The organism is Dapis brunnea BLCC-M229 (genome assembly GCF_050015995.1).
Taxonomy (GTDB): Bacteria; Cyanobacteriota; Cyanobacteriia; order Cyanobacteriales; family Microcoleaceae; genus Trichodesmium.
The window spans coordinates 1-21,597 of the sequence record NZ_JBNHEP010000313.1; the positions used below are offsets into that span (position 1 = coordinate 1).

At 38.5% G+C, this 21,597-nt stretch carries 16 protein-coding genes and 1 pseudogene; 13 read left to right on the top strand and 4 right to left on the bottom strand.

Going from position 1 to position 21,597, the window contains the following annotated elements:
- Nucleotides 1-88: 88 nt before the first annotated feature.
- Nucleotides 89-334, top strand: coding sequence for a hypothetical protein (locus ACP6PM_RS35855; protein ID WP_426591641.1), 246 nt, complete (start codon nt 89-91; stop codon nt 332-334).
- Nucleotides 335-390: 56 nt separating this feature from the next.
- On the opposite strand, the gene ACP6PM_RS35860 is transcribed toward ACP6PM_RS35855, so the two are convergent.
- The 3 genes from ACP6PM_RS35860 to ACP6PM_RS35870 form a co-directional block, all read right to left on the bottom strand.
- Entirely contained in the window at nt 391-573 is a 183-nt protein-coding gene (locus ACP6PM_RS35860) for a hypothetical protein (protein WP_426591642.1), read from the bottom strand.
- 448 nt (nt 574-1,021) lie between these two features.
- Entirely contained in the window at nt 1,022-2,491 is a 1,470-nt protein-coding gene (zds, locus tag ACP6PM_RS35865) for a 9,9'-di-cis-zeta-carotene desaturase (RefSeq protein ID WP_426591643.1), read from the bottom strand.
- A gap of 334 nt (nt 2,492-2,825) precedes the next feature.
- Nucleotides 2,826-4,460, bottom strand: coding sequence for a DUF6930 domain-containing protein (locus ACP6PM_RS35870; RefSeq protein WP_426591644.1), 1,635 nt, complete (start codon nt 4,458-4,460; stop codon nt 2,826-2,828).
- A 584-nt stretch (nt 4,461-5,044) separates the two neighbouring features.
- Between ACP6PM_RS35870 and ACP6PM_RS35875 the strand changes: the two genes are divergently transcribed.
- The 3 genes from ACP6PM_RS35875 to ACP6PM_RS35885 all read left to right on the top strand — a co-directional run bounded on the left by ACP6PM_RS35875 (nt 5,045) and on the right by ACP6PM_RS35885 (nt 7,051).
- Nucleotides 5,045-5,401, top strand: a complete 357-nt coding sequence (locus ACP6PM_RS35875; protein ID WP_426591645.1) for a HesB/IscA family protein — start codon at nt 5,045-5,047, stop codon at nt 5,399-5,401.
- Between the two features lie 368 nt (nt 5,402-5,769).
- On the top strand, nt 5,770-6,192 hold the full coding sequence (locus ACP6PM_RS35880; RefSeq protein WP_293097264.1) for a hypothetical protein: 423 nt from the start codon (nt 5,770-5,772) through the stop codon (nt 6,190-6,192).
- A gap of 631 nt (nt 6,193-6,823) precedes the next feature.
- Nucleotides 6,824-7,051: a hypothetical protein gene (locus ACP6PM_RS35885; RefSeq protein WP_426591646.1), complete on the top strand. Its 228-nt coding sequence runs from the start codon at nt 6,824-6,826 to the stop codon at nt 7,049-7,051.
- A 97-nt stretch (nt 7,052-7,148) separates the two neighbouring features.
- On the opposite strand, the gene thyD is transcribed toward ACP6PM_RS35885, so the two are convergent.
- Nucleotides 7,149-8,072, bottom strand: a complete 924-nt coding sequence (gene thyD / locus ACP6PM_RS35890; RefSeq protein ID WP_426591647.1) for a thylakoid membrane protein ThyD — start codon at nt 8,070-8,072, stop codon at nt 7,149-7,151.
- Between the two features lie 1,237 nt (nt 8,073-9,309).
- On the opposite strand from thyD, the gene ACP6PM_RS35895 reads away from it, so the two are divergent.
- From ACP6PM_RS35895 to ovoA, 9 genes and pseudogenes are all read left to right on the top strand, one after another.
- Entirely contained in the window at nt 9,310-10,920 is a 1,611-nt protein-coding gene (locus ACP6PM_RS35895) for a DUF3352 domain-containing protein (RefSeq protein ID WP_426591648.1), read from the top strand.
- Nucleotides 10,921-11,910: 990 nt separating this feature from the next.
- Entirely contained in the window at nt 11,911-13,308 is a 1,398-nt protein-coding gene (locus ACP6PM_RS35900) for an alpha-amylase family glycosyl hydrolase (RefSeq protein ID WP_426591649.1), read from the top strand.
- Nucleotides 13,309-14,858: 1,550 nt separating this feature from the next.
- Complete coding sequence (locus ACP6PM_RS35905) at nt 14,859-15,257, top strand: hypothetical protein (protein WP_426591650.1); 399 nt, start codon at nt 14,859-14,861, stop codon at nt 15,255-15,257.
- Nucleotides 15,258-15,272: 15 nt separating this feature from the next.
- A pseudogene (locus ACP6PM_RS35910) lies at nt 15,273-15,401 on the top strand (EamA family transporter); the annotation flags it as partial.
- Nucleotides 15,390-15,893, top strand: a complete 504-nt coding sequence (locus ACP6PM_RS35915; RefSeq protein ID WP_426591699.1) for a DMT family transporter — start codon at nt 15,390-15,392, stop codon at nt 15,891-15,893. The pseudogene ACP6PM_RS35910 and the gene ACP6PM_RS35915, both read left to right, overlap by 12 nt.
- Nucleotides 15,894-16,410: 517 nt before the next feature.
- Nucleotides 16,411-17,271, top strand: a complete 861-nt coding sequence (locus ACP6PM_RS35920; protein ID WP_426591651.1) for a shikimate dehydrogenase family protein — start codon at nt 16,411-16,413, stop codon at nt 17,269-17,271.
- The gene (locus ACP6PM_RS35925; RefSeq protein ID WP_426591653.1) at nt 17,252-18,055 is read left to right on the top strand and encodes a TIGR01459 family HAD-type hydrolase; all 804 of its coding nucleotides are present in this window, start codon (nt 17,252-17,254) and stop codon (nt 18,053-18,055) included. The genes ACP6PM_RS35920 and ACP6PM_RS35925 overlap by 20 nt, the downstream gene beginning before the upstream one ends.
- Before the next feature lie 9 nt (nt 18,056-18,064).
- Nucleotides 18,065-18,919, top strand: coding sequence for a glycosyltransferase (locus ACP6PM_RS35930; protein WP_426591654.1), 855 nt, complete (start codon nt 18,065-18,067; stop codon nt 18,917-18,919).
- Between the two features lie 355 nt (nt 18,920-19,274).
- Nucleotides 19,275-21,428 (top strand): 5-histidylcysteine sulfoxide synthase, encoded by a 2,154-nt coding sequence (gene ovoA / locus ACP6PM_RS35935; protein ID WP_426591655.1) that lies wholly within the window; start codon nt 19,275-19,277, stop codon nt 21,426-21,428.
- Nucleotides 21,429-21,597 lie beyond the last annotated feature (169 nt).

Here is a 21,597-nt window from a genome sequence, read left to right on the forward strand (position 1 = left end):
TTTTAATTATTGTGACCTACGCAATAGTCGGAAAATTCCACTACTCATCCCCTCGCCAGGGTGCTTCAGAAAATGATTTAATTAGGGTTTGCTGAAAAAAGCAGAGTGTCGTCTGTTTGGGGAGACAGAGAAAGTAGGAGGAATAATTGTACCTTTATCTTTACTCAGCTTGTCTACCCAAAGTCCTAACTTTTTGGTTACTCAAGCTAAAAAGTTTGCACTTTTTTTACCTCCAAAAAAGCTCAAACCTTTACTTGTCAATGCTTTTAGATTTAATCAGCAAACCATAGTTAGGCAAAATAGGAATTATAGAGCAGTCCGTAAATGTCTATAATTTTTATTGAAATTAAAAAAGACCTCTAGTTCCAAATTGTAGGCAAGCTTAACTTGTCACTCGTTTCCTACCTGTAGTTTGCCGTTGACAACGGATGTACATTCATCGAATAGTTCATAAGTAATATTATTAGGGTTTTTAGGACTGCAAATAACTACCTTTTGTAGATTTTCTTGAGCTAAAGTTCGATCTATATGAGCAACTTCAAGACAAAGAAAAAATAGAAAACTGCCATGCAAGTTAACACGATAAATTGTGCTTTACGAAGAAACATTTTATCAAAATAATTGAGTCTAAAACCCCGCTTTTTAAGGCGAAATATTTTTGGAGAGTTGCTCAAATCCCAGTTACAAAAATAACTTCTGACTGTCAGATGTGTGTCTTACATTCTGTTGGCGAAGCCTTTCCGCAGGAAATGGGAACCTCAGAATTACACACTCGCTTCTGACTTCTGACTTCTGACTTCATTAACTCCTTGTTATTTATTCAATAATTTTACTTAGTATAACAAGCATATCTCCCTACTCCCTTTATAACAGTTTGCACACACGCCCCAGAGAGCAGACTTTCCTCCATTACCAAAAAATCAAGGTATAAAGCATCTCCATTCACGGATAAAAAAATTCCTTTAGCTAATCCTCTTACTTATAAATAAAAGAAGAGGTAATAATTAATTATTAATTATTATTAATTATTAATTGTTGAACTACTCCCCAAAATACTTTCAAAATTCGCCAAAATTACCTTAGCTGCTTGCTTACCAGAAATAGTTGCCCCCTCCATACTGTCAATATAATCTTGTTGAGTATAACTACCCGCCAGAAAAAAATTAGGCACTGGAGTCTGTTGGTTTGGGCGATATGGATCCATACCAGGAGCTTCCCGATATAAAGACTGAGCTAATTTCACCACACTATACCAAGTCATATTTAATTCCCGCGACGAAGGAAACAACTCATGGACTTGTTTTAAAACATGGTCAGCGATCGCCTCATTATTCTCCTTAATAAAAGGATCGCCAGGCGTCAATACCAACTGTAATAAAGAACCCTCCCCTTGACGATAATAATCTCCCGGACTTGTCAATGCCAAATCAGCAAAACACGAAAAATCAGCATCTGGAGTATAAAGTAAATTATCAAGACCAACAGCACGATCTAATTGTTGACGTTCGTTTTTATCATGTAGCTCCGTCACCCAACCATCAAATCTTAACTGTACCGTTGCCACAGGTACCGCATCTAACTTATAAATATTGTCAAACTCCGGCCATTTTCGCCAAGCTTCAGGTAGAATCCGCTTAATACCTGGTACATCGCAGGCAAAAACATAAGCATCAGCAACAATAGTTTCTTCTGTATCCCCATTAGCAACAACTATTCCACTAACAAGAGTTTCTCCATCATTCTCAGAAAACTGAATTTCCCTAACTTGTCGTCTAGTAAAAATTTTAGTACCCCGTTCCTCCAAATAATCAATAATAGGTTTGTGGAGATACTCATAAGGAGAACCTTCCAACATCCGCAACACAGACGCTTCAGTTTTTGCAGCAAATAATTGGAATATTGTCAACATACATCGAGCAGAAATATTATCCGCATCAATAAACCCCAGAGCATAAGCAATAGGGTTCCACATCCGTTTGATACTTCCATTAGATCCACCTTGGCCACGAAACCAATCTCCAAAACTTACCTTATCCAAATCTCGAATAGTCTTCATTGCCCCATCAAAATCTATCAACCCTCTGACTATAGGACTGGTGCCTAGGGCAATTGCATTTTGTAGTTTATCTTGTACAGATAGCTGAGATGTGGTAAAGAAAGCTTTTAATCCATTAAAAGGCGCTCCAGTCAGGAAGCGAAAATCTAGGGAACCTGTTTTGCCTCCTTTATTAATAAAATTGTGAGTATGTTCCTTGAGGCGAAGGTTTTCCAAAGCTCCCACTTTTTTCATTAACTCAAAAAGTTGGTAGTAACAGCCAAAGAAAACATGCAAACCCATTTCTACATGGTTTCCATTTCCATCTACCCAACTACCTACTTTTCCTCCAACAAAGGGACGAGATTCAAATATTTCCACTTGATGTCCAGCATCAGCTAATTCTACAGCCGTGGCCATTCCTGCTAAACCTGCCCCTGCGATCGCTACTCGCATTTTTTACTTCCTTACTAAGTTTTTTTACAATTTTTAATAATTCTACCAATTAGGAAACCCTTTTGAGGTTGGAGAAAGTAATTTGCTCTGAAGAAATAGGGAGTAGGGAGTAGGGAGTAGGAAGTAGTTAGGAAAAATGGGAATTATAGAGCAATACGGTTCAGACTAAGACCAAAACTTATGGGGTGTAGAGAAACTATACAACCTTTGTAGAAAAATTTGTCACATAATAATTGTGTATCAGTCATCTTAGGAGTTTCTTACTCCCCACACTTCCCACACTTCCCACACTTCCCACACTCCCTATTCCCTATTCCCTATTCCCTATTCCCCATTAATAAGATACTGGCATCAACTTTAACGGCCCAATTCCCAATTCTTGAGATGACAGGAATCTCATTTCAAACAAAGCCATCATATCCTTAAATTCAGGTTGACCACGGGAAGCACCTGTAATACCTCTAGCAATAATCAAACCACACCAACCACCAGTCGCAATGCAACGCTCATCCCATTTTTGTCTAGCTTCCTGGTGTACGGGGTCATTTTGCATAAATTCACCAAATAAATGCAATACACCATCATAAGTTTTCAATATACCCAAATCGTAAGTTTTTTCCTCCAGAGGGTCTTCACCTGGATTAAATCCTATACCATGAAGTCCCTGAGCTTCTTCTAAATCTGCTATCAACTTAGTTGCTTTTGGCAAAGAAGTTTGAATTAAAATTATTGGTAGACCTTCTCCTGATAGTTCAATATCTTCCTCTGCTGCCTGATATTGTTTAGTATTATCCCTTAAATATTCCACCGTCTCCCAAGGTACTACTCCCAAACTTAAGAAAGAATTTTGTGGAACCAAATCATCTTTAAGCATGGGCATTTCAATTTCTAATTCTTCATCTCCTTCCGAATCAGACTCCACAGCTATTTCATATAATTCTTCTGCTACTTCTGGCATAGTTGTTACTTTAATTGAGACCACTCGATCTGATTTAGGTATAGGAATGCGGTAGCGACTACTAATGCTAGGGAACTTATTACCTGTCATTTTCTTGCGGGAAGCTCGCAAAAAGCGATGTAATGCTTCTAAAGTAACTAATGTCGTAAGTGCTTCCTCTTCATAGAGAACTGACCTTAAACCTTCCAAAGGATGTAAATTACCAAAATTTGCCTGAATTTCTGATACTGATAAATTTTCTAGGTTTGTATTCCCATTGTCATTATCCTCATCATCTTCCTGAAAACTATCGTAAGTAATAAAAAGGCAGTCTTGCCCTAGAAAAGCTTCTTCTAAATTTTCATAAGATTTTTCATAAGTTACTCTTTCTCTAAACCTTTTGAGAGAATCTAAAGAACGATACAACAAAATTCCATAGTCCATGCCCAATTTACCCAAAACACAGACATATAGATTTTCAATATCCCATTGATTAAGTTCTATAGAGATGATTTGATGCTCTCCTAATATTTCCCAGGGGGCATCATCCCAAATTTGATCTGCTTTTTCCACTAAAGCTTCTGCATATTCAGGAGGTAACTGAGGCGGACGATTATCTGATACTTCCTGTAATCCCCGAAATATTTCATCAATTAGAGGTAAATCTGGTACATAATCAATTGCAATTCCTAAGTTTTGTAAGACACCCCTGAGAAAAAATTGAATTTCTCGGTCTTTGACTACTATCTTTTGTGGCCTAATTGCTGGAGCTGGACTTTGAGGATTTTCCATAGCCCGCAGTAATGTCCTCACAATTGCTTCTGGGCCTGTATCTGGCGTTACCATATCCATTGCTCTGACCATTCCATGGGAGCCATCTACCCAGATAATACATTCGTTTGTTGTTTCCGACTCTAATTCTGGATTAGAGCTGGACTCTGAATATATAGGACGGCGATCGCCTTCCCACACACTAGGAACTTGTTGTAATTTTTGTAACCTACGAATTGTTGAAGGATTGAGAGCTACCATAGACTAAGCCTGTGAAAGTGAAGCAACCAGTGGATCTTTTTTCCTTTGACCTTAAACCATATTTCGATCAATGTATTTTTACATACATTTTTCTGGAACGGCCTTGCTAGGATGAGGAGAATCGTCTCTTTGACTATCTGAAAGATTGCTAGGAGCAAGTGGGCGATATAATCATACAAAAGTTTTTAGACTTACCATATATTTATACCCATCTTTGAATGATTCTACCATTATTAAGGAGAGTCTTTAAACAACTATAGATAAATATAATCAGTATATGGGATGTTTCTTGGACTAAATATTTATTGCTCGTAATTATAATCAGAAGTCAGGTACAAAATTATTAGTTCTTGGTTTTAGGGTAAAGATAAAATAAAAGCAGAAAAATTATATTATTTTAAGTTATTGTTCTGTAAATCTCAGCTTTTAAACCACAAAATTCCTAATCTTGAACAAAAAATTTTGATTGATGATAATTATTTAAGGTAGTTATAAGTTCGATTTTCAGAAATATATATAAAATATATGTAAGTAGTTATAAATAACTATTAGACAGCTATAGCAGTATAAGGAGCTAGAAACAAATGACACAAGCTACTCAGTCTCAACAAAAAGGGATTATGATGAGCGAATCTGCTGTGAAGCAGGTTCTATCTCTGAGAGAAAAACAAGGAAAAGACCTTTGCCTGCGAGTAGGGGTACGTCAAGGTGGATGTTCTGGAATGTCTTATATGATGGATTTTGCCGATCCTAGCACAATTAGAGATGATGATGAAGTTTTTGATTATGATGGATTTAAAGTAGTTTGCGATCGTAAAAGTATCCTTTATCTCTATGGTTTAATGCTTGACTATAGTGACGCTTTGATTGGCGGTGGGTTCCAATTTACTAATCCTAATGCAACTCAAACCTGTGGTTGTGGTAATTCCTTTTCAGCTTAATATTAATTAAATTAAACTACATCTTTGAAAAACTAGAGAGATGTGGTATATTATCCATCTGGATTAGTAGGGGTACAGTATTTACTGTGCCCCTAAATATTGTTGTGTAAATTGATTTTCTTAGTGTCCAATCTTCAACTTGACTTTTTGTGATTAATTTTTTCAAGTAGAAAACCTGGAATATTATGACCAAGAAATAAGGTATCAAACCTTCCCTTGGAAAGGGATAAAAAGCAGAGCTTCCCCTAGGGTGGGATGGCAAGGAAACCTCACCATCCCTAGACCAAGAGAAAGGAAATTTCTGATTTTATTGCCTCCTAATTCAGTAGGAGATACTGATAACTGATAATTGATAACTAATAACTGAAATGACTCAAACACCCGAAGAATTATATAAAGAAGGATTAGAAAGATATAAAGCTGGAGAAGACCCAAAGAATTTAATTCCATTATTTAAAGAAATTACTAACCGCTCTCCTAAAAGTAGTAGTAGTTGGATTAGTTTATCGTGGTTATATCTATTAGAGCAAAAACCTAAATCAGCCCACAAAGCAGCTAAGACAGGAGTTAAACTTAATCCAGACGATCCACAGGGCAGAATTAATTTAGCTTTAGCAATGCTGGAAATAGGAGAAAAAGGTGTTAGACCTCATATAGATAGAGCACAGCAAATGATTATGGCTGACTCAGATTGGCTCGAAGAAATTAAAAATAATATTAAAGATGGTTTTGATAGAAGAGCTGAATGGCCTAGCCTTAGTAGAGTTAAAAGTTGGTTATTTGATGTTTAGACCAATTTTTTGGATAAATCAAATAATTGACAAATGTATAGTCGTTAAAAAACTTAATGATTCATATAAAAACTTTACGATAAACCAGAAAAAATCATGTTATGATTTTTAGAACTTCAGAGATTACTTAATCACCATCAAGTATAAAATCCCTAAGAGCTGAATGGCTCTACTAACTATCTAGATCATAATTGCTCAAAAACTTGAAAAATGCTAATTTGGCAGAAAATTTCAAGTTCAAACTCAAACAAGAAGATTGACTTAAAATATTAAGTATAAAACTTAAATTCTAAGTCAATCAATATTCTATAAAAGTCAGACTAACTAAGGAAAATTATTTGCACAATTCTAGGTGAAGATGAAGTGTATTGGTAATATTCTATGAAAACCGAAAAAAATTGCTCAAAGTCAAAAAAACTGACTAGGCAAGAACAAAAGTAGGTTAACTAAACACAAATCAGTCAAAAATGTTTTTTTAGGATGTGAGGTTGATATTAAAGTAAGCCTAGGGATGCTCAACCAGTTTTTTAGTAGTTAGTAAGCTGAGTTAGAAGACTAAACAGTCTCTTGTATAAATCTCGATTAAGAGAGTCAAACCTAATTTTAGATAATGCTAAGGAGTTGAAGTACAATGACATTTAATAACCAAGTTAATAACCTAGATGACGTTAATGTAAAGCCTGACACTCGTAACCATAAAGGATTTTTTGTTCAGGAAGGCGATTATAAACTGATGAGTATTGATGAGTCTGGTTGGGCTTTAATTTGTCTAGATGATGCAGTATGTCATTATGTAGATCCAGATAACTTGCAAGAAACAAAAGAATTAATCGAAGAATCGGCAACTGTTCAGAAATAAAAGTTTGAACTACCTATAGATTTATTGAAAAATGATTTGGGCAAGCTGCCGTCACAATTATGGCAGCTTGACTCTTTATTAACAAATTTGACAAATTTCAAGAAGCCAAAATATTTTTTAGAGCAGACTTAACAGTAGGATACTGATACTCAAAACCAGAAGCTTGAGTTTGTTTTGGTAAAACTTTTTGACCTTCCAATACAACTACAGCACCATCTCCCAATAACAATTCAATGGCAAAATCAGGCACGGGTAACCAAGAAGGTCGATTTAAAGCTGCTCCTAAATCTTGACAAAATTCTCCCATTCGTACAGGATTAGGAGAAGTAGCATTAAATATTCCTTGAATTTCTGGATGGCGTAGAGAATGCAAAATCAAACCAACTAGGTCATCAATGTGTACCCAAGAAAACCATTGCCTACCACTACCAATAGGCCCGCCAGCGAATAACTGGAAGGGAGTCAACATTTTCGAGACAGTACCCCCCGTACCTAATACAATACCAATCCGTAAAATAACCAACCTTACCCCTACATCTTTTACAGGTTGGGCTGCAGCTTCCCAAGCTCGACACACTTGAGCCAGAAAATCATTGCCACTATTGCTAGTTTCATCAAAAGTTGCCGTTTCACTCGTGCCATAATAACCAATAGCTGACCCACTAACCAATACCGATGGTTTAGAATTAGCTTGGGCGATCGCCTCAACCAATTTTTCAGTAGTTAGCTTGCGACTATCCATAATTTCTTGCTTCCGACTAGCATTCCAACGCTCATCAGCAATACCAGCACCTGCCAGATTAACTACACCGTCGCAGCCATCTATAGATTTTTGCCAAGCACCAGACTGTTTTGGCTCGTAGGCAACTATTTCTAAATTAGGATAAGCTGAGTCAGGAAAAATTCGTTTTGCTTTTTTTGTGTTGCGGGTTAAAACTAATATTTGTTCACCCTCCGAATGTAGACGCTCCACTAAGCGACTGCCAACAAACCCTGTTGCTCCTGTAATAGCTACTTTCATTGCTCAAAAATCTATTTACGATATTTTTATCTTTATATAGTAGGTTACAGCGCTTTTGAGATAGATGACTTCACGTCACAATCAAAACCTTGTAGGGACGTTCCATGGAACATCCCTACTGTGGTCTACCTAAAAAAACGCTGTAAAGGCCAGGGAAATCTAAGAAAAACCCAGATAATGCAGGGTTTCTATTTTTCAACCAAACCTACTAAGATGTCTAGACTAAAATTGTGGGTAAAACCTAACCCCCCAACCCCACAACTATCCCCCCTTACCCCACGAGTGAAAGCTATGCTTTATAAACATCTTTCTTAACATAAAACTTAGACATTAGAAAAAGGTTATGTTTATTACCATTCAATGGATATTTCGGGAGAGTAAACGTATTTAATTAGAGGCTAAACTCCCCCCACCTCCCCATCTCCCCACCTTTACAGGGGTAGGTTTTTAACAAAGGAGCGATCGCTCCCTTTAATTCAGTATAAAATTCTCAAAACAATGTACTTTTTTATACAATAAATACCTATAAACTCCCCCCTCCTCCTCCTCTTCCCCCTCTCCCCACACTTCTTTTAGATCAAAGGTAAAAAACCTACCCCTGTGAAGGGAATATTCTCCCCTCTCGGAGCAGGAGAGGGTTCGGGGAAGAGGTCTTCATTGACTCGCTCTTTACCCAGATTTGAAAGCTAGACACGCAAGTAATAGCGTGTCCAAACTAATATTGTGTAATACCTCTCGTCTCCTCTTTCCTTGCAGGAGAGGGCTTGGGGGAGAGGTCTTCATTGACTCGCTCTTTACCCACATTTGAAAGCTAGATGCGCTACTATCCAGTCTGCAAAATTAATTTAACATTTATCAGCAGAGAACAGGAAACAGAAAAAATAAATAGGTAGTAATAATGAAGATAGTTTTGCTCAAGTAGCAGGAAATTATTTCACATATATAGTTTGAAACTATTTGTGACATCTCTCAAGTGTATTGGTATTCTACCATTTTGAAAAAATAATGTTACGAATAATAAAGGCGATAAAAAGACTTTACAGGAGATATCCTTTTGACAAAAAAGGTGATTTCAGACCTAAAAAATGGTATTAAAACCATTCATTCTGACTCCTGTAGGGGCGAATGGCCATTCGCCCCTACGACTCCTGACTCCTAAAAAATCCCTTAGCTATTTGTAGCAAACATTTATTAAATTGGTATTACTTCATAAATACTAGGTAACAAAAAAAGATATATGAAAAAATCAAATTTTTTAATTGGTGGTGCAGCCCTCATTGCAGCAGGCAGTATTGCTACATATCTTTACTTTAAAAATATAGCAATCAAGGTGTCTAGTCCTCTCAACAGTGCTCAAGTTGTGCCAGAATCTGCAATTATGGCCACTTTTTTCCATCCTAATCAAGAAGCTATAACTAAATTACAACAATTTGGTACTCCTGAAGCAAGAAACTTGATTAGTCAGAGTTATGCAGAATTTCAGCAAGAAAATTTAGCTGAGACTAATATTGATTGGGAAAAAGACATTAAACCTTGGTTGGGAGGAGTAATGTTGGCTTTTGTACCTGGTGAGGAGGGGCAAGATAACGAACCTGTAAATCTTTTGATGGTAGTGGGAATTAAAAATAAATTAAATGCTTTGAGATTTGTTACTAAGTTGAAAGGGGAAGATGAGAGCAAGGTAATAAAGAGAGAATATCAGGGGGTGACTATTCGAGAAGTTACTGATGAGACTGGGAAAACTTTTAATTTAGCAATTTTGGGAGATTATTTGGCGATCGCTCCCATAGCAGCAGCAGTAGAAGATGCTATTGATACATTTCAGGGTAAGAGTATTTCTCTGAGTAAAAATGCTACTGAGACTTTACAGCAGAGTGCGGGAGTTGAGAATACTATTGCTAGTATTTTTATTCCTAACTATAGTCAGTTTATCACAGAATTTGCGGATGATTTGCCGGAGAATCAAAAGTTTTCTGCTGCTAGTTTGGAGCAGTTTGAGCAAATAAATTCTATGGTGATGGGAATAGGGGTTGATGATGCAGGTGTGAGGTTGCGAGCGGTGACTAAGTTGGTTTCTCCATTGCCTCCAGAGCAGACTCAACCTGTGTCGGGTGAGATTTTGCAACGGTTTCCGGTGGAGACAATGATGTTTATCAGTGGCATGGGTATTAGTCAAAGTTGGTCGCAGCTTGTGACTCAAGCGCAGGAAAATGAAGATTTACAAGATTATTTGGATATGGTGAGGAAGACTTTTGAGGAAGTAGGTTTGGATGTGGATCGAGAAGTGTTTAGTTGGATGGATGGAGAATTTGCTCTTGGTTTGATTGCATCAAATCAGGGAATATTAGCCACAACTGGAGTTGGTGGGGCAATGGTTTTCGAGACGAGCGATCGCTCTGCTGCTGAGGTAACATTGAAAAAGTTAAATCAAATGGCGATTAAAAATGGGGGTGTGGCGGTTAAGGAGAAACAGATGGGAGCGCAGTCGTTGACGGAATGGCAGATGGTTGGTATTGGTACATTTTTTGGATATGGCTGGTTGGATGATAATGCTTTGTTTGTGGGGGTAGGAAAACCGTTAATAGAGGTGATAATGAGTATTCCTGATGATGGTTTGATTGATAGTGAAGGTTTTGAGGCAATTTTGGGGTCTTTGCCCAAGTCGAATCAGGGTTATTTTTATTTGGATATGCAGCAGGCGATGGTTTGGGTGAATCGTTATCCGTTTGTAAATGTGGTGATACCATCGGAGGTAAAGACGATTTTAGATTCTATTCGAGGTATTGGGGTGACCGGGAGTTGGTCAGATGAGTTGACGAATGAGATGGAGATGTTGTTGGCTTTGTAGGAGGATATTTTTCGGGTGCGTAACGCTCGACTTTGTTCCGCTAACATACCCTACTAGACTAACTGTCACCTTTCAATATTGGATTGCCCATCGTATTCAACAATTAATAATTTTCATGTCGGCCACAGCCGAAACAATTAATTAAGACCAATTTGAAAAAAGAATGCTATCCCGATATCATGTCTGGATGAACAGTTATAAATAATTAGGGAGTTCTTAGAAGTTAGGAGGCGCTTAGGTGCGGAGTCAAGATAAATCAAGGATTTGAATAAAAAGTTTGCTATATATCCTTGTCATGAGAAGATGGGGAGATGGCAATCAAATATCGCATTATTATTGATAAATGGTATATCATATCATGTATCTTTGAATACCCACAATAAAAAATTGAGGGAACAGGGAACACTTAACTGGGAACAGGGAGAAATTTATCAGAGAAAAGATTTTTATTATGGCTAATTAATGAAACTTGATATCAGCCCATCATCCCTATTGTTGCTGTCTTTGGCACCACAGAATAAGGCTGCGTTGATCGCCTGAGGACCGTCTTGAGCCTGCGAAACGAAAAGCGTCTCCAAAATGTAGATTTTGCCGTCCAGGCAGATGGCGCTTAGGGTGGTTATTTTACTGCCCTGTTGTGGGATAATTGGGAGGATGGAACGTATCGAAAGCACCGAGGCAGGGTTACTAATGAGGGACTAAGTCACTGAGCATTATCAAAATCTCAACGACACAGATACAATCACGATAGACCCACTAATTGTTTCATATATAAACTATTGGTGATTATTTGTCAACTATCATCTCTAATTTTTAATCAAAAATAAACTGTTGACAATAAAAAAGGATGTGATAGTATTTTGAATAAAGGCAATAATTGCAAGCAACGAATTAATATATTATTTGATTGCAATAGCTTTCAAAGCAAATAACAGTTCTGATATTCAACTTCACTCACCATCATCTATTGTAGAAACAGGAATCAGATTTATGGAAACAAAAAAACGTTTTGCTTTCAGTTTTCTAATAACGTGGGTTTTTACCTGCTTCCTAGCAGTAATTATTGGACTGACCTCCAATGCTACTCCTGCTAAAGCAGATGTTATCTACCACGCTTTCGATGAGTGTTTTGCCAATGTCACAGCAGAACTGCCAGAAATTAAAGCAGCAGGATATAACTATATTCAAATTTCCCCTCCCAATCAAACACCCTCACGGGAAGATGATGCTTGCACTTCAGACAAATATTGGTACTTTCAGTATCAGCCATTTGATTATGTTCTGGAAGGAAATTTAGGAAATGAGCAAGATTTAAAGAATTTGATTGACGCAGCTCACGAACGAGGAATTAAAGTTATTGCTGATGTGGTCTTTAATCACATGGCTAATTATCGTTTTTACAAAGACGTTGCACCTTTCCCCGAAGCATATCCTCTCTACCCAAAAAAAGAATATTTCCACGAAGCAAAATGTATCGCCAACTATAATAATCCCTACGAAGTTGAAAATGATTGGTTATGTAGTCCCAATGACAGGGAAGGATTGCCAGATTTAAGGACTGACTTACCTTATGTGCAACAGAAACAGCATGAGTATATGCAAAAACTGATGGATATTGGAATTGATGGTTTCCGCTTTGATGCTGTCAAACACATTTCTGTTGAAGATTTGGAGAAGATCGTCGAAGTTATCCCTGAAGATAAGTTTTACTATGGTGAAGCTATCGGTCGCAACTATGACGAGAGCATGAAATATATTCCAGTGTTTCCCAAAGTAACGGATTTTCAACTGGTTAATACCTTGAAAAGTGCTTTTACTTACGGGGGAGACTTACGCTCTCTAGTTAATCCAGCAGATACTCAGCGTGCTGTACCTGGAGACAATGCGGTTACCTTTGCTCGTAACCACGACACTTGGGCAATAGGACAGTTTGATAATTGGAAATTTGACAAGAACGATTTAGTTTTAGCAACAGCTTACGTTTTAGGGAGACAAGAAGGAACGCCCTTGATTTTAACTTTTGATGCTTTTGAACCTACAATTGTTGCTGGCACAAAATTCCACGAACAAATGATGGGAGAATCTCAATACTATCGCAATGGTAACGAAATTGCTGACAGTGCAGACAACCCAAATTTACTCTTTATCGAGCGTGGAGATAAAGGTTTAACCATTATTAATAAAGCTGGTGAAACATTTGATGTCACTGCTGCTAAAATGCCCGGTTTAGGAGTAGGTTGTTACAATGAGCTACAGTACGACTTTGAAATGTGTGTAGACTACGGTGGTGACGGTCAGAAGTACATTAATAAATGGGGTTCCCCTAATCGCGGTGGAATTGAAATCGGTCCTCGTACGGCATTATTCTTTGTCAAAAATGAGGCTTAATTCTTCTATTTGATGACCAGACAAGATTAATATTGGTGAGGATAGCGATCGCCGGATAATGAATTTATTCATATTTGATGGCGATCGCTTCCTGCTTCGATCTTCTAAAAAGAAATGCTCTATAACTCATATTATGTTCGGTTCAAGAGTTATTAATTAAAGTTCGTAGTATAGCTCTCAGCCCTATCTACAGTTCGGGCTGAGAGCTATACTACAAACAAAAACTTTAGTTTCAAATTATTTGACATTTTAAAGTTTGAAACTATTTGTGACATCCTTACAGCGGTTTTCCTGCACGGTAGACCACAAGTAGGGACGTTCCATGGAACGTCCCTACTTAGTTTTGGTTGTGACAATGTGGTTTATCAATCAGGACTTACGCATAACCACCACATCTAGTAGCGCGTCCAGACTAAAATTGTGGGTAAAACCTAACCCCCCAACCCCCTTCCCTGCAAGGGAAGGGGGGAAGAACATTCCCCTCTCCTTGCAGGAGAGGGGTTAGGGGAGAGGTCTTCATTGACTCAAATTTACCCACATTTTCAAGCTAGACGAGCTAGTAGGGGCAAATGGCATTTGCCCTCTACGAATAGCGTATTTTCTAATAATTTGCGTAAGTCCTGTCAATTTCAAAAGCGCTTTCAATAATTAATAATTAATAATTAATAATTAATAATTAATTATTACCTCTCCTTGAAAACGGATAGGATTGACTAATCATGAAAATTTTTATTTATTATCCCCTATCCAAGGGGAGGCGCATACCCAAAATTTTTCGGTAAAGTAAATTGGTATAGCGCTACTTGAATCGGGAATAGGGAACACTTAACAGGGAACAGTTGACTATCAAAAGGTTTCAGGATTTAGAAATGTCCGCGCCCTATTTGCGTAGTGCTATATAAGTTTTGGTAAGTTTAGTATAACGGAAATTTAGGTTATGAGGAAATGATTGAGGCAGAATCTCCATGGGAAGACGAATAATATCAAATTTAGTAGAATCAGTATAAAAAAGCAGACAAACCGGGTTGGTATCAAATGCTCTAACCTTCTACAAACCCGGTTTGTTATAACGCTTCCATTGCCAGCGAATTTGATCTCAATTATCCCAAATTCTAATATTGCTGTTAAAATTCATAGATAGCCTATCTGGGTTTCATATCAAATCCGGTAGTATCGGTTAAAAAAGCAGAGAAACCGGGTTGGTATCAAATGTCCTATAATACTGACATCGACCTCTGACAAACCCGTTTTCTTATATAGCAGTCGAAGCAAAGGTTAGGACATCTCTAAATCCTGAAATCCTTTGACAGTTTACTATTCCCTATTCCCTATTCCCTAGCGCAGAGCGCTATAACACTCCGAAGCTAGCGAATTTGAGATCGCAACAGTTCGAGCAAAACCTGTCCTCAAAAAAATTAGGCGTTGCTGAAGACTGGGATGATTAAGGCTGACACACCGGACACGGGGATACGGGGATTATGTTCGATCCTTTCTAACAAAATCATCCCACAATTATGCAATGCCAACAACTCTAGTAATTAAAGACAAAAATGCTTTCAAACCAGGAAAATAATCAAGAAAAAATAGATATAAATCAACTCAATAATTTAAAAGATAATGAAGTAAATACGAACTTCATGTCAGATAAACAAACAATGGTCAAATCAAATTGGATGGGATTAATACTCTTGTCAACTGCCGTTTTGATTTTATCTTCGGCTTCAATTTTGATTCGACTTAGTGAAAACGAACTCGGCCCTTTTGCCACCATATTTAATCGTCTTTGGATTGCAATTGTTGCTTTAGTCGCTTGGAAAGGATTTACAAAAGCACGCTCCCAAATCATTTCCGGTGTTTCAATTCAACCCGAAATATATACCAAGAAAGATATATTTTTGAATGTAATGTCTGGTCTTCTAAGTGTACCTTGTGTATTATTATGGGCTTGATATTTAACAGAAACTAGCGTTACAAATTCTAACTTACTTCATAATTTAATGCCATTGTTTGTAGTTTTAAGTGGATGGTTATTTTTAGGAAAAATTTTTGATAATTACTTTTTAATAGGTTTATTTCTAGCATTGGGAGGAACAATTTCAATTAGCATAGAAGACTTCCAAATTTCTCCAGAGCATCTGATAGGGGATCTAGCTGCTCTACTTTCTGCTTGGTTTTATGCAGGTAATTATATGGTTGTTGAAAAGCTACGAGAAAAATTTTCCACAACTACAGTGATTCTTTGGGTTTGCAGTATAGAGCTATTAGTTGTTATTCCGGTAACTTGGCTAACTGAAGATCAACTGTTTCCTTCTTCATTCAACGGATGGTTAGTAGCTATTGCACTGGGTGTTTTATGTCAAGTTATTGGTCAAGGAATTATGGCTTATACCTTGAAGCAATTCTCATCAGGATTTGTTTCTCTTTTTATATTGCTTGAACCTATTTTTACAAGTTTTTTAGCCTGGATTATTTTTGCAGAACAATTAACTATTATGAATGGGCTAGCTTTCTTAGTTGTATTAACAGGAATTTACTTAGCTCAGTTGAGTCAAAGTGTAAACAAACAAATGTCTGAATCAGCATGAAATTATTGAACAAATAGGCATTGCTGAAATAAGGTATAAAATTCGTATTGAATAGTGATAATTAATTAAAGTTCGTAGTAGGGCTTTAGCCCGAAGTATAGATAGGGCTGAAGCCCTACTACAAACAAAGACTTTTTTATGACTAATTATCCGGACATGATATGACTCCTTTTCCCAAAACATATACCTTTGTAAAGATACCTAATAGGTTATATAAATTATACTCATCAGAAAAAAAGTTAGAATTTTCGTATATTCGTTTTTCTGAGATTATTGTATTATGGTAAAGACTGTTAGAAAGGCGTTGGTGAACCGAGCTATGAAATCTAAAGAGTGTGTTATGAGAAACTGGGTTTTTCGATACAGATGTGAATATGTACCCGCATCTAATACAAATCTGGTTTCTAGAATGCCAGAAAAATCATAGCCACGTATCACCAAAGCCGTTAGAAGATATTATTCGGACATGATATAACCGCCAGTCCATTAGACTGTCTACATCTAAACTTTTTGATTTATGCACAAACAAAAGTATCCTAGTCAAGTTCGTTCGATCCAAAAATTGAAACTTGCCTATTTCGGACGTGTTCTCTCTCATAGTCGTTTGGCAGAGGTATACAAACTCTGCTGCCATTCACAGGGAATTGACCTTGATTTTCAACAATTTGAAGTGGAACCGAGAGAATTAAAAGCAAAGATGTTAGCTCTAAAATCTCAATCAGGCACCCACATTTGCATCACCGTGCCTTATAAAGTTCAAGCCTTTGAATTGTGCGATGTTTTAACAGAGCGTGCCCGTAAAGCGGGTTCGGTTAATATTATTCGCAATGAACAGGGAATATTTTACGGTGATAATTCTGATGGAGAAGGTTTTATCAGAGATGTCAAAAGTAACCATAGACTATCATTTACAGATCGGAAATTATTGGTCCTAGGTGCAGGTGGCGTTTTGCGGGGTATGTTGATGGAGTTGATAAAGCAATCTCCCAAGAGTATCTTAATTTGTAATCGCTCTCAAAAGCGTCTTCAAGGGATTCAAGGAGATTTTCCTTTTGATATTATCAGCACTTGCACTTATGAAAGTATTCCTCAAGAACCTTTCGATTTTATTATTAATGCCACATCAGCAAGTATTCAGGGGCAAAACTTACCCTTAAATTCTGCTATCGTTGGACAAAATACTCACTGTCTGGAGTGCGCCTACAAAATTGCTGAACAGACTCTCTTTCAGAAATGGGTACTCGCTGCTGGTGCAAAATCATCAATTAATGGCTGGGGAATGCTCGTCGAACAGGCTGTAGTTGCCCTAGATTTCTTTTCTAATCTTTCTATCAGTTCTACTCCAATAGTGAGACATTATGAGTATCAAAAGTCCTAGTGATTCATGGCATCAACTTGCTGCTGAATACAATGTTTTTTTTATTGATTTATGGGGTGTGCTAATTGATGGCGAGCAATGCTTTCCTTATGCTGTAGAGTGTTTGACATTTTTAAATAATCAGGGAAAAGCAGTTGTCTTGATTAGCAACACACCAACAATTGGGGCAATCATGTCTGAGCAACTCTCATCTATGGGTATTAGCCGATCGCTTTATCAAGCTATTGTTACTTCTGGAGATACAACTCGATATCTGCTTTCTGCTGATACAGCACCTCACAAAACTATTGTTGGTTCCCGTTATTATTACATTGGAGAGACTCAACATGAGCAGTTATTGCAGGGTTTGCCCTATTCGCGAGTTAGCCAACCTGAGGAAGCAGAATTTATATTGCTAACGGCAACGGATTCTGCGTTTCAGTCTCCTCAAGATTTTCAAGTCTTTCTAGAAAAAAAAGTGACGATGCTGTGTGTGAATCCCGATTTACAGACTCTTTCACTGCAAGGAGAAAAGCAATTCTGCGCAGGTTCGGTTGCTCAAATATATGAAAAACTGGGTGGAGTGGCGATCTACATCGGCAAGCCTTTTCTAGATATATTTATCCTAGCTCATTCTTATGTTAACTTTGTAGATAAGGCAGGTATCGTTATGGTAGGCGATACGCTTCATACCGATATCAAAGGTGCCCTTGACTATGAGATTAGGGCAGCTTTAGTAAATAAAAAGTTGTCCTCATTTCAAGGTATTAAACCCGATTATGTATTTGTAAATTTTACTCAATAATCTGTATCTATGTTTAGCTTTGTTATCCCTTGCTACAACGGTAAGGCAGCTCTTAATAATACACTGCAATCCTTATTTTGGCAAGACAAATCTGTGCCATTCGAGGTAATCTTAGTAGATAATAATTCAAGTCTCGATAATCTTGATGAGCTTTATGAAGCTTACAAAGACAAGCTGAATCTCTACTTGCTCAAGCAGCCTAAGTTGAAAACAACCTACGCCCTGAGCAGAGCTAGGAATCTCGGCTTGAAACTCAGCCAATATCCTTGGATGATTACTCTAGACTCCGACATTATTTTACCTCCCCACTATCTAACAAACCTAAGTACATATATCAATATAAATGCTCAAGAGCGAAATATCTTGTTAACAGCAGAACGTATTTTTATCAGTCGTGCTGACATTGAACCACTGACATGGGACAAACTAACAGAGGCAGTTCCAATTGCTAGTTCTTCTAACTATAATCGCGTTGAAGATCGAAGACTTCCTTATCTCAAACAGTTAGCGACAACTCCTCATCCTTGGGCATTCTTTCATGGTTGTAATACCATTTTTCAAATAGAGAGTGCGATTGAAGCAGGTGGATTTGATGAAGAATATGATGGGCATTGGGGATATGAAGATATTGATTTTGCTTACCGCCTCATCACTCGAACCGACTGTCAACCCGTGTACTTACCCTCTATTTATTGCTATCACCAAGAAGAAGAACATTCTGCCCCAACTACTATTGATCGCTTCGATAAATCCAAAAATCCTAATTGGATACGCATCTGCGATCAGATTCCTGGTTTTAAAGAATTCAAGCGTCAACAATACAAATCTCTAACTTGTCAAGAACTCAAATTGGAGGTTGACTAATACCAATTTGAAAAAAGAATGTTACGAATGGTAAGGGTGAGAAAAGACTTTGTAGGATATGTCCCTTTGAGTAAAAAGCTCATTTATAAACTAATAAATGGTATTAAAGCTATTCATTCTGACTCCTGACTCCTAAAAAATTACCTAGTTATTTGTAGCAAATATTTATCAATTTGGTATGATTGATATGCTATACTTTCAAAGCAAAATGACTGTAACACGTAATCCAAATCTAGATATAACTACACTCTTCTGTCCTGAGCAGAAGGTGGAGAAAGATCCCAAAAATCCCCCGATTAGTCCTTGTCCAGATTGGTGGTGGACCGGGCAACGACCGATAGAAGTCATACGTGCCATGCCAATCCCAAATTTAGCCACCTGCACGCGCCGCGAAGTTCTGGACTACTTCGATAATGGCTGGCTGATGACCGAAGTTTTGTTGTCAGCGCTACAGGGAGAACGGGCATTCTTCGACCCACCCTACCACCAACTTCGTCATCCTCTAATCTTCTATCTATGCCATCCTGCGGTACTTTACATCAACAAACTGCGGCTAGCTGGACTCATCCATGAGTCAATTAATCCATACTTCGAGCAATTATTTGAAACTGGTGTTGACGAGATGTCCTGGGACGATATGTCCAAGAATGAAATGGATTGGCCGTCAGTCCGTGAAGTCGTTGAATACAGACGCAGTGCCTACAAAATTGTCCGAGAATTGATTGAAACCCTGCCCGCCCTCGAAGACGGCCATCCACCGATTGCGATGGAAAATCCTGCATGGGCACTATTCCTTGCCTTTGAACACGAACGCATCCACATCGAAACCTCCAGTGTCCTGTTGCGAGAGTTACCCCTGTCAGTTTTGCGTCGCCCAGAAGTATGGCCAAGCCTGCATCCTTCAGCATTTGCAGAGAGTCAGGCGGTGGAGAACAAGTTAATCAGCGTTTCCAGCAAAACTGTCTCCTTGGGTAAACCATGGCAAGAACCCTACTTTGGTTGGGACAACGAGTATGGTTCGCGGCAAGTAAGAGTTCGGAGTTTTCAAGCCAGTCAATACTTAGTCACCAATTATCAATTCTACGAGTTTGTTGTTGCTGGCGGATACCAGGAATCAAAATATTGGACAGAAGAGGGCTGGGCTTGGAAGCAAAATCGCAATATTAAATGGCCAACCTTCTGGGTGGCTGATGGACCAGCAGGACTGCACCAATACCGACTGCGGACAATATTTGAGGTGGTAGAGATGCCTTGGTCTTGGCCTGTCGCAGTCAATTGGTATGAAGCGAAAGCCTACTGTGCCTGGAAAACTGAGCAGGATAACAGCCCTACACCCTACAGACTCTTAACGGAAGCCGAACATCATTGCTTGGGCGAGGGCAACCAGCTAGTTAATTTGAATTTAACTTGGGGATCGGAAACCCCAGTGAATGCTTTCGTGCCTAACGAAGTTGGATTTTATGATGTCTTCGGCAATGTCTGGCATTGGTGTGAGGATGACTTTAATCCCTTAGAAGGATTCCGCGTCCACCGTATCTATGATGACTTTAGTACCCCTTGCTTCGATGGCGAACATAAGATGATTCTGGGCGGGTCTTTTATCAGTACGGGAGATGAAGCCACCCGGTGGGCAAGGTTTCACTTCCGGCCTCACTTCTTCCAACACGCTGGATTTAGGTTGGTGCGTTCTGATGATGGCGACGCTACCTGTGATGCGGTACTGATTTGTAGTAAAAACAGTGGGTTTAAAGCCTATGAAGGCGATCGAATTCTGGCAGAAAACCTGATGCTCCATTATGGGTTGGCTGATGAATTAATACCCTACAATTTCGGCCCAAAGGATGCGGTGGGATTTCCCCAACGCATTGCTAAACTAACTTTGGAGACAGCCGATCGCCTGGGAATTAAGAAGGAGCGGGCTTTGGATATTGGTTGCTCCGTTGGTGGTTCAACCTTTAAGCTGGCTAGGGGATTCGAGTCAGTGTTAGGGATCGACCTCAGTGCAACCTTTATTGAAGCTGCCCAAACCATCTGTCGCGAAGGCAGACTAGCTTATTGTCGTCGCGATGAAGGGGAAAACACCAGCCAAGCTGAAGTTTGCTTGCCAGAAGACCTGGATTGCCGTCGGGTGAATTTCCGTCGTGCCGATGCTTGTGCGTTGCCCCCCGAATTGGTTGGGTTCGATGTCGTGTTAGCTGCTAATATTATTTGTCGTCTAGCCAGTCCTAGAGCATTTCTCGGTCGGTTGTGCGGGGCACGAGGGCTAGTCAGGCCAGGTGGACTACTGGTACTAGCAACACCCTTCACTTGGGATGAGCGTTTTACTCCACGAGATGCTTGGCTGGGCGGGCATGATGGTGAGGATTCCTTTACTATATTACAAGCACAGCTAAACCAAGATTTTGAATTGCTGGAAACACAGGATATGGCCTTCCTAATTCGGGAACACGCTCGTAAGTTCCAGTATGTAGTTACTTTGGTCAGTTTATGGAAACGGCGTAGCGACTAAATATATATTATTGTTAATGTGCTTGTTATATAAAATCCGATTGAACAGTCGTCATTGCGACGATAGGAAGCAATCTCCGCGCATCCTTGAGATTGCTTCCTTCCACTCTGTTCCAGTCGCAATGACTTGAGTATAGTAATTATCCGGATTTGATATTATAGTAAAAAAA

What these genes read in the sequence shown, in the direction of transcription:
- zds (WP_426591643.1), bottom strand. Translation starts at nt 2,491, where the DNA reads ATGCGAGTAGCGATCGCAGGGGCAGGTTTAGCAGGAATGGCCACGGCT.
- ACP6PM_RS35870 (WP_426591644.1), bottom strand. Translation starts at nt 4,460, where the DNA reads ATGGTAGCTCTCAATCCTTCAACAATTCGTAGGTTACAAAAATTACAA.
- ACP6PM_RS35875 (WP_426591645.1), top strand. Translation starts at nt 5,045, where the DNA reads ATGACACAAGCTACTCAGTCTCAACAAAAAGGGATTATGATGAGCGAA.
- ACP6PM_RS35880 (WP_293097264.1), top strand. Translation starts at nt 5,770, where the DNA reads ATGACTCAAACACCCGAAGAATTATATAAAGAAGGATTAGAAAGATAT.
- ACP6PM_RS35885 (WP_426591646.1), top strand. Translation starts at nt 6,824, where the DNA reads ATGACATTTAATAACCAAGTTAATAACCTAGATGACGTTAATGTAAAG.
- thyD (WP_426591647.1), bottom strand. Translation starts at nt 8,072, where the DNA reads ATGAAAGTAGCTATTACAGGAGCAACAGGGTTTGTTGGCAGTCGCTTA.
- ACP6PM_RS35895 (WP_426591648.1), top strand. Translation starts at nt 9,310, where the DNA reads ATGAAAAAATCAAATTTTTTAATTGGTGGTGCAGCCCTCATTGCAGCA.
- ACP6PM_RS35900 (WP_426591649.1), top strand. Translation starts at nt 11,911, where the DNA reads ATGGAAACAAAAAAACGTTTTGCTTTCAGTTTTCTAATAACGTGGGTT.
- ACP6PM_RS35905 (WP_426591650.1), top strand. Translation starts at nt 14,859, where the DNA reads ATGCTTTCAAACCAGGAAAATAATCAAGAAAAAATAGATATAAATCAA.
- ACP6PM_RS35920 (WP_426591651.1), top strand. Translation starts at nt 16,411, where the DNA reads ATGCACAAACAAAAGTATCCTAGTCAAGTTCGTTCGATCCAAAAATTG.
- ACP6PM_RS35925 (WP_426591653.1), top strand. Translation starts at nt 17,252, where the DNA reads ATGAGTATCAAAAGTCCTAGTGATTCATGGCATCAACTTGCTGCTGAA.
- ACP6PM_RS35930 (WP_426591654.1), top strand. Translation starts at nt 18,065, where the DNA reads ATGTTTAGCTTTGTTATCCCTTGCTACAACGGTAAGGCAGCTCTTAAT.
- ovoA (WP_426591655.1), top strand. Translation starts at nt 19,275, where the DNA reads ATGCCAATCCCAAATTTAGCCACCTGCACGCGCCGCGAAGTTCTGGAC.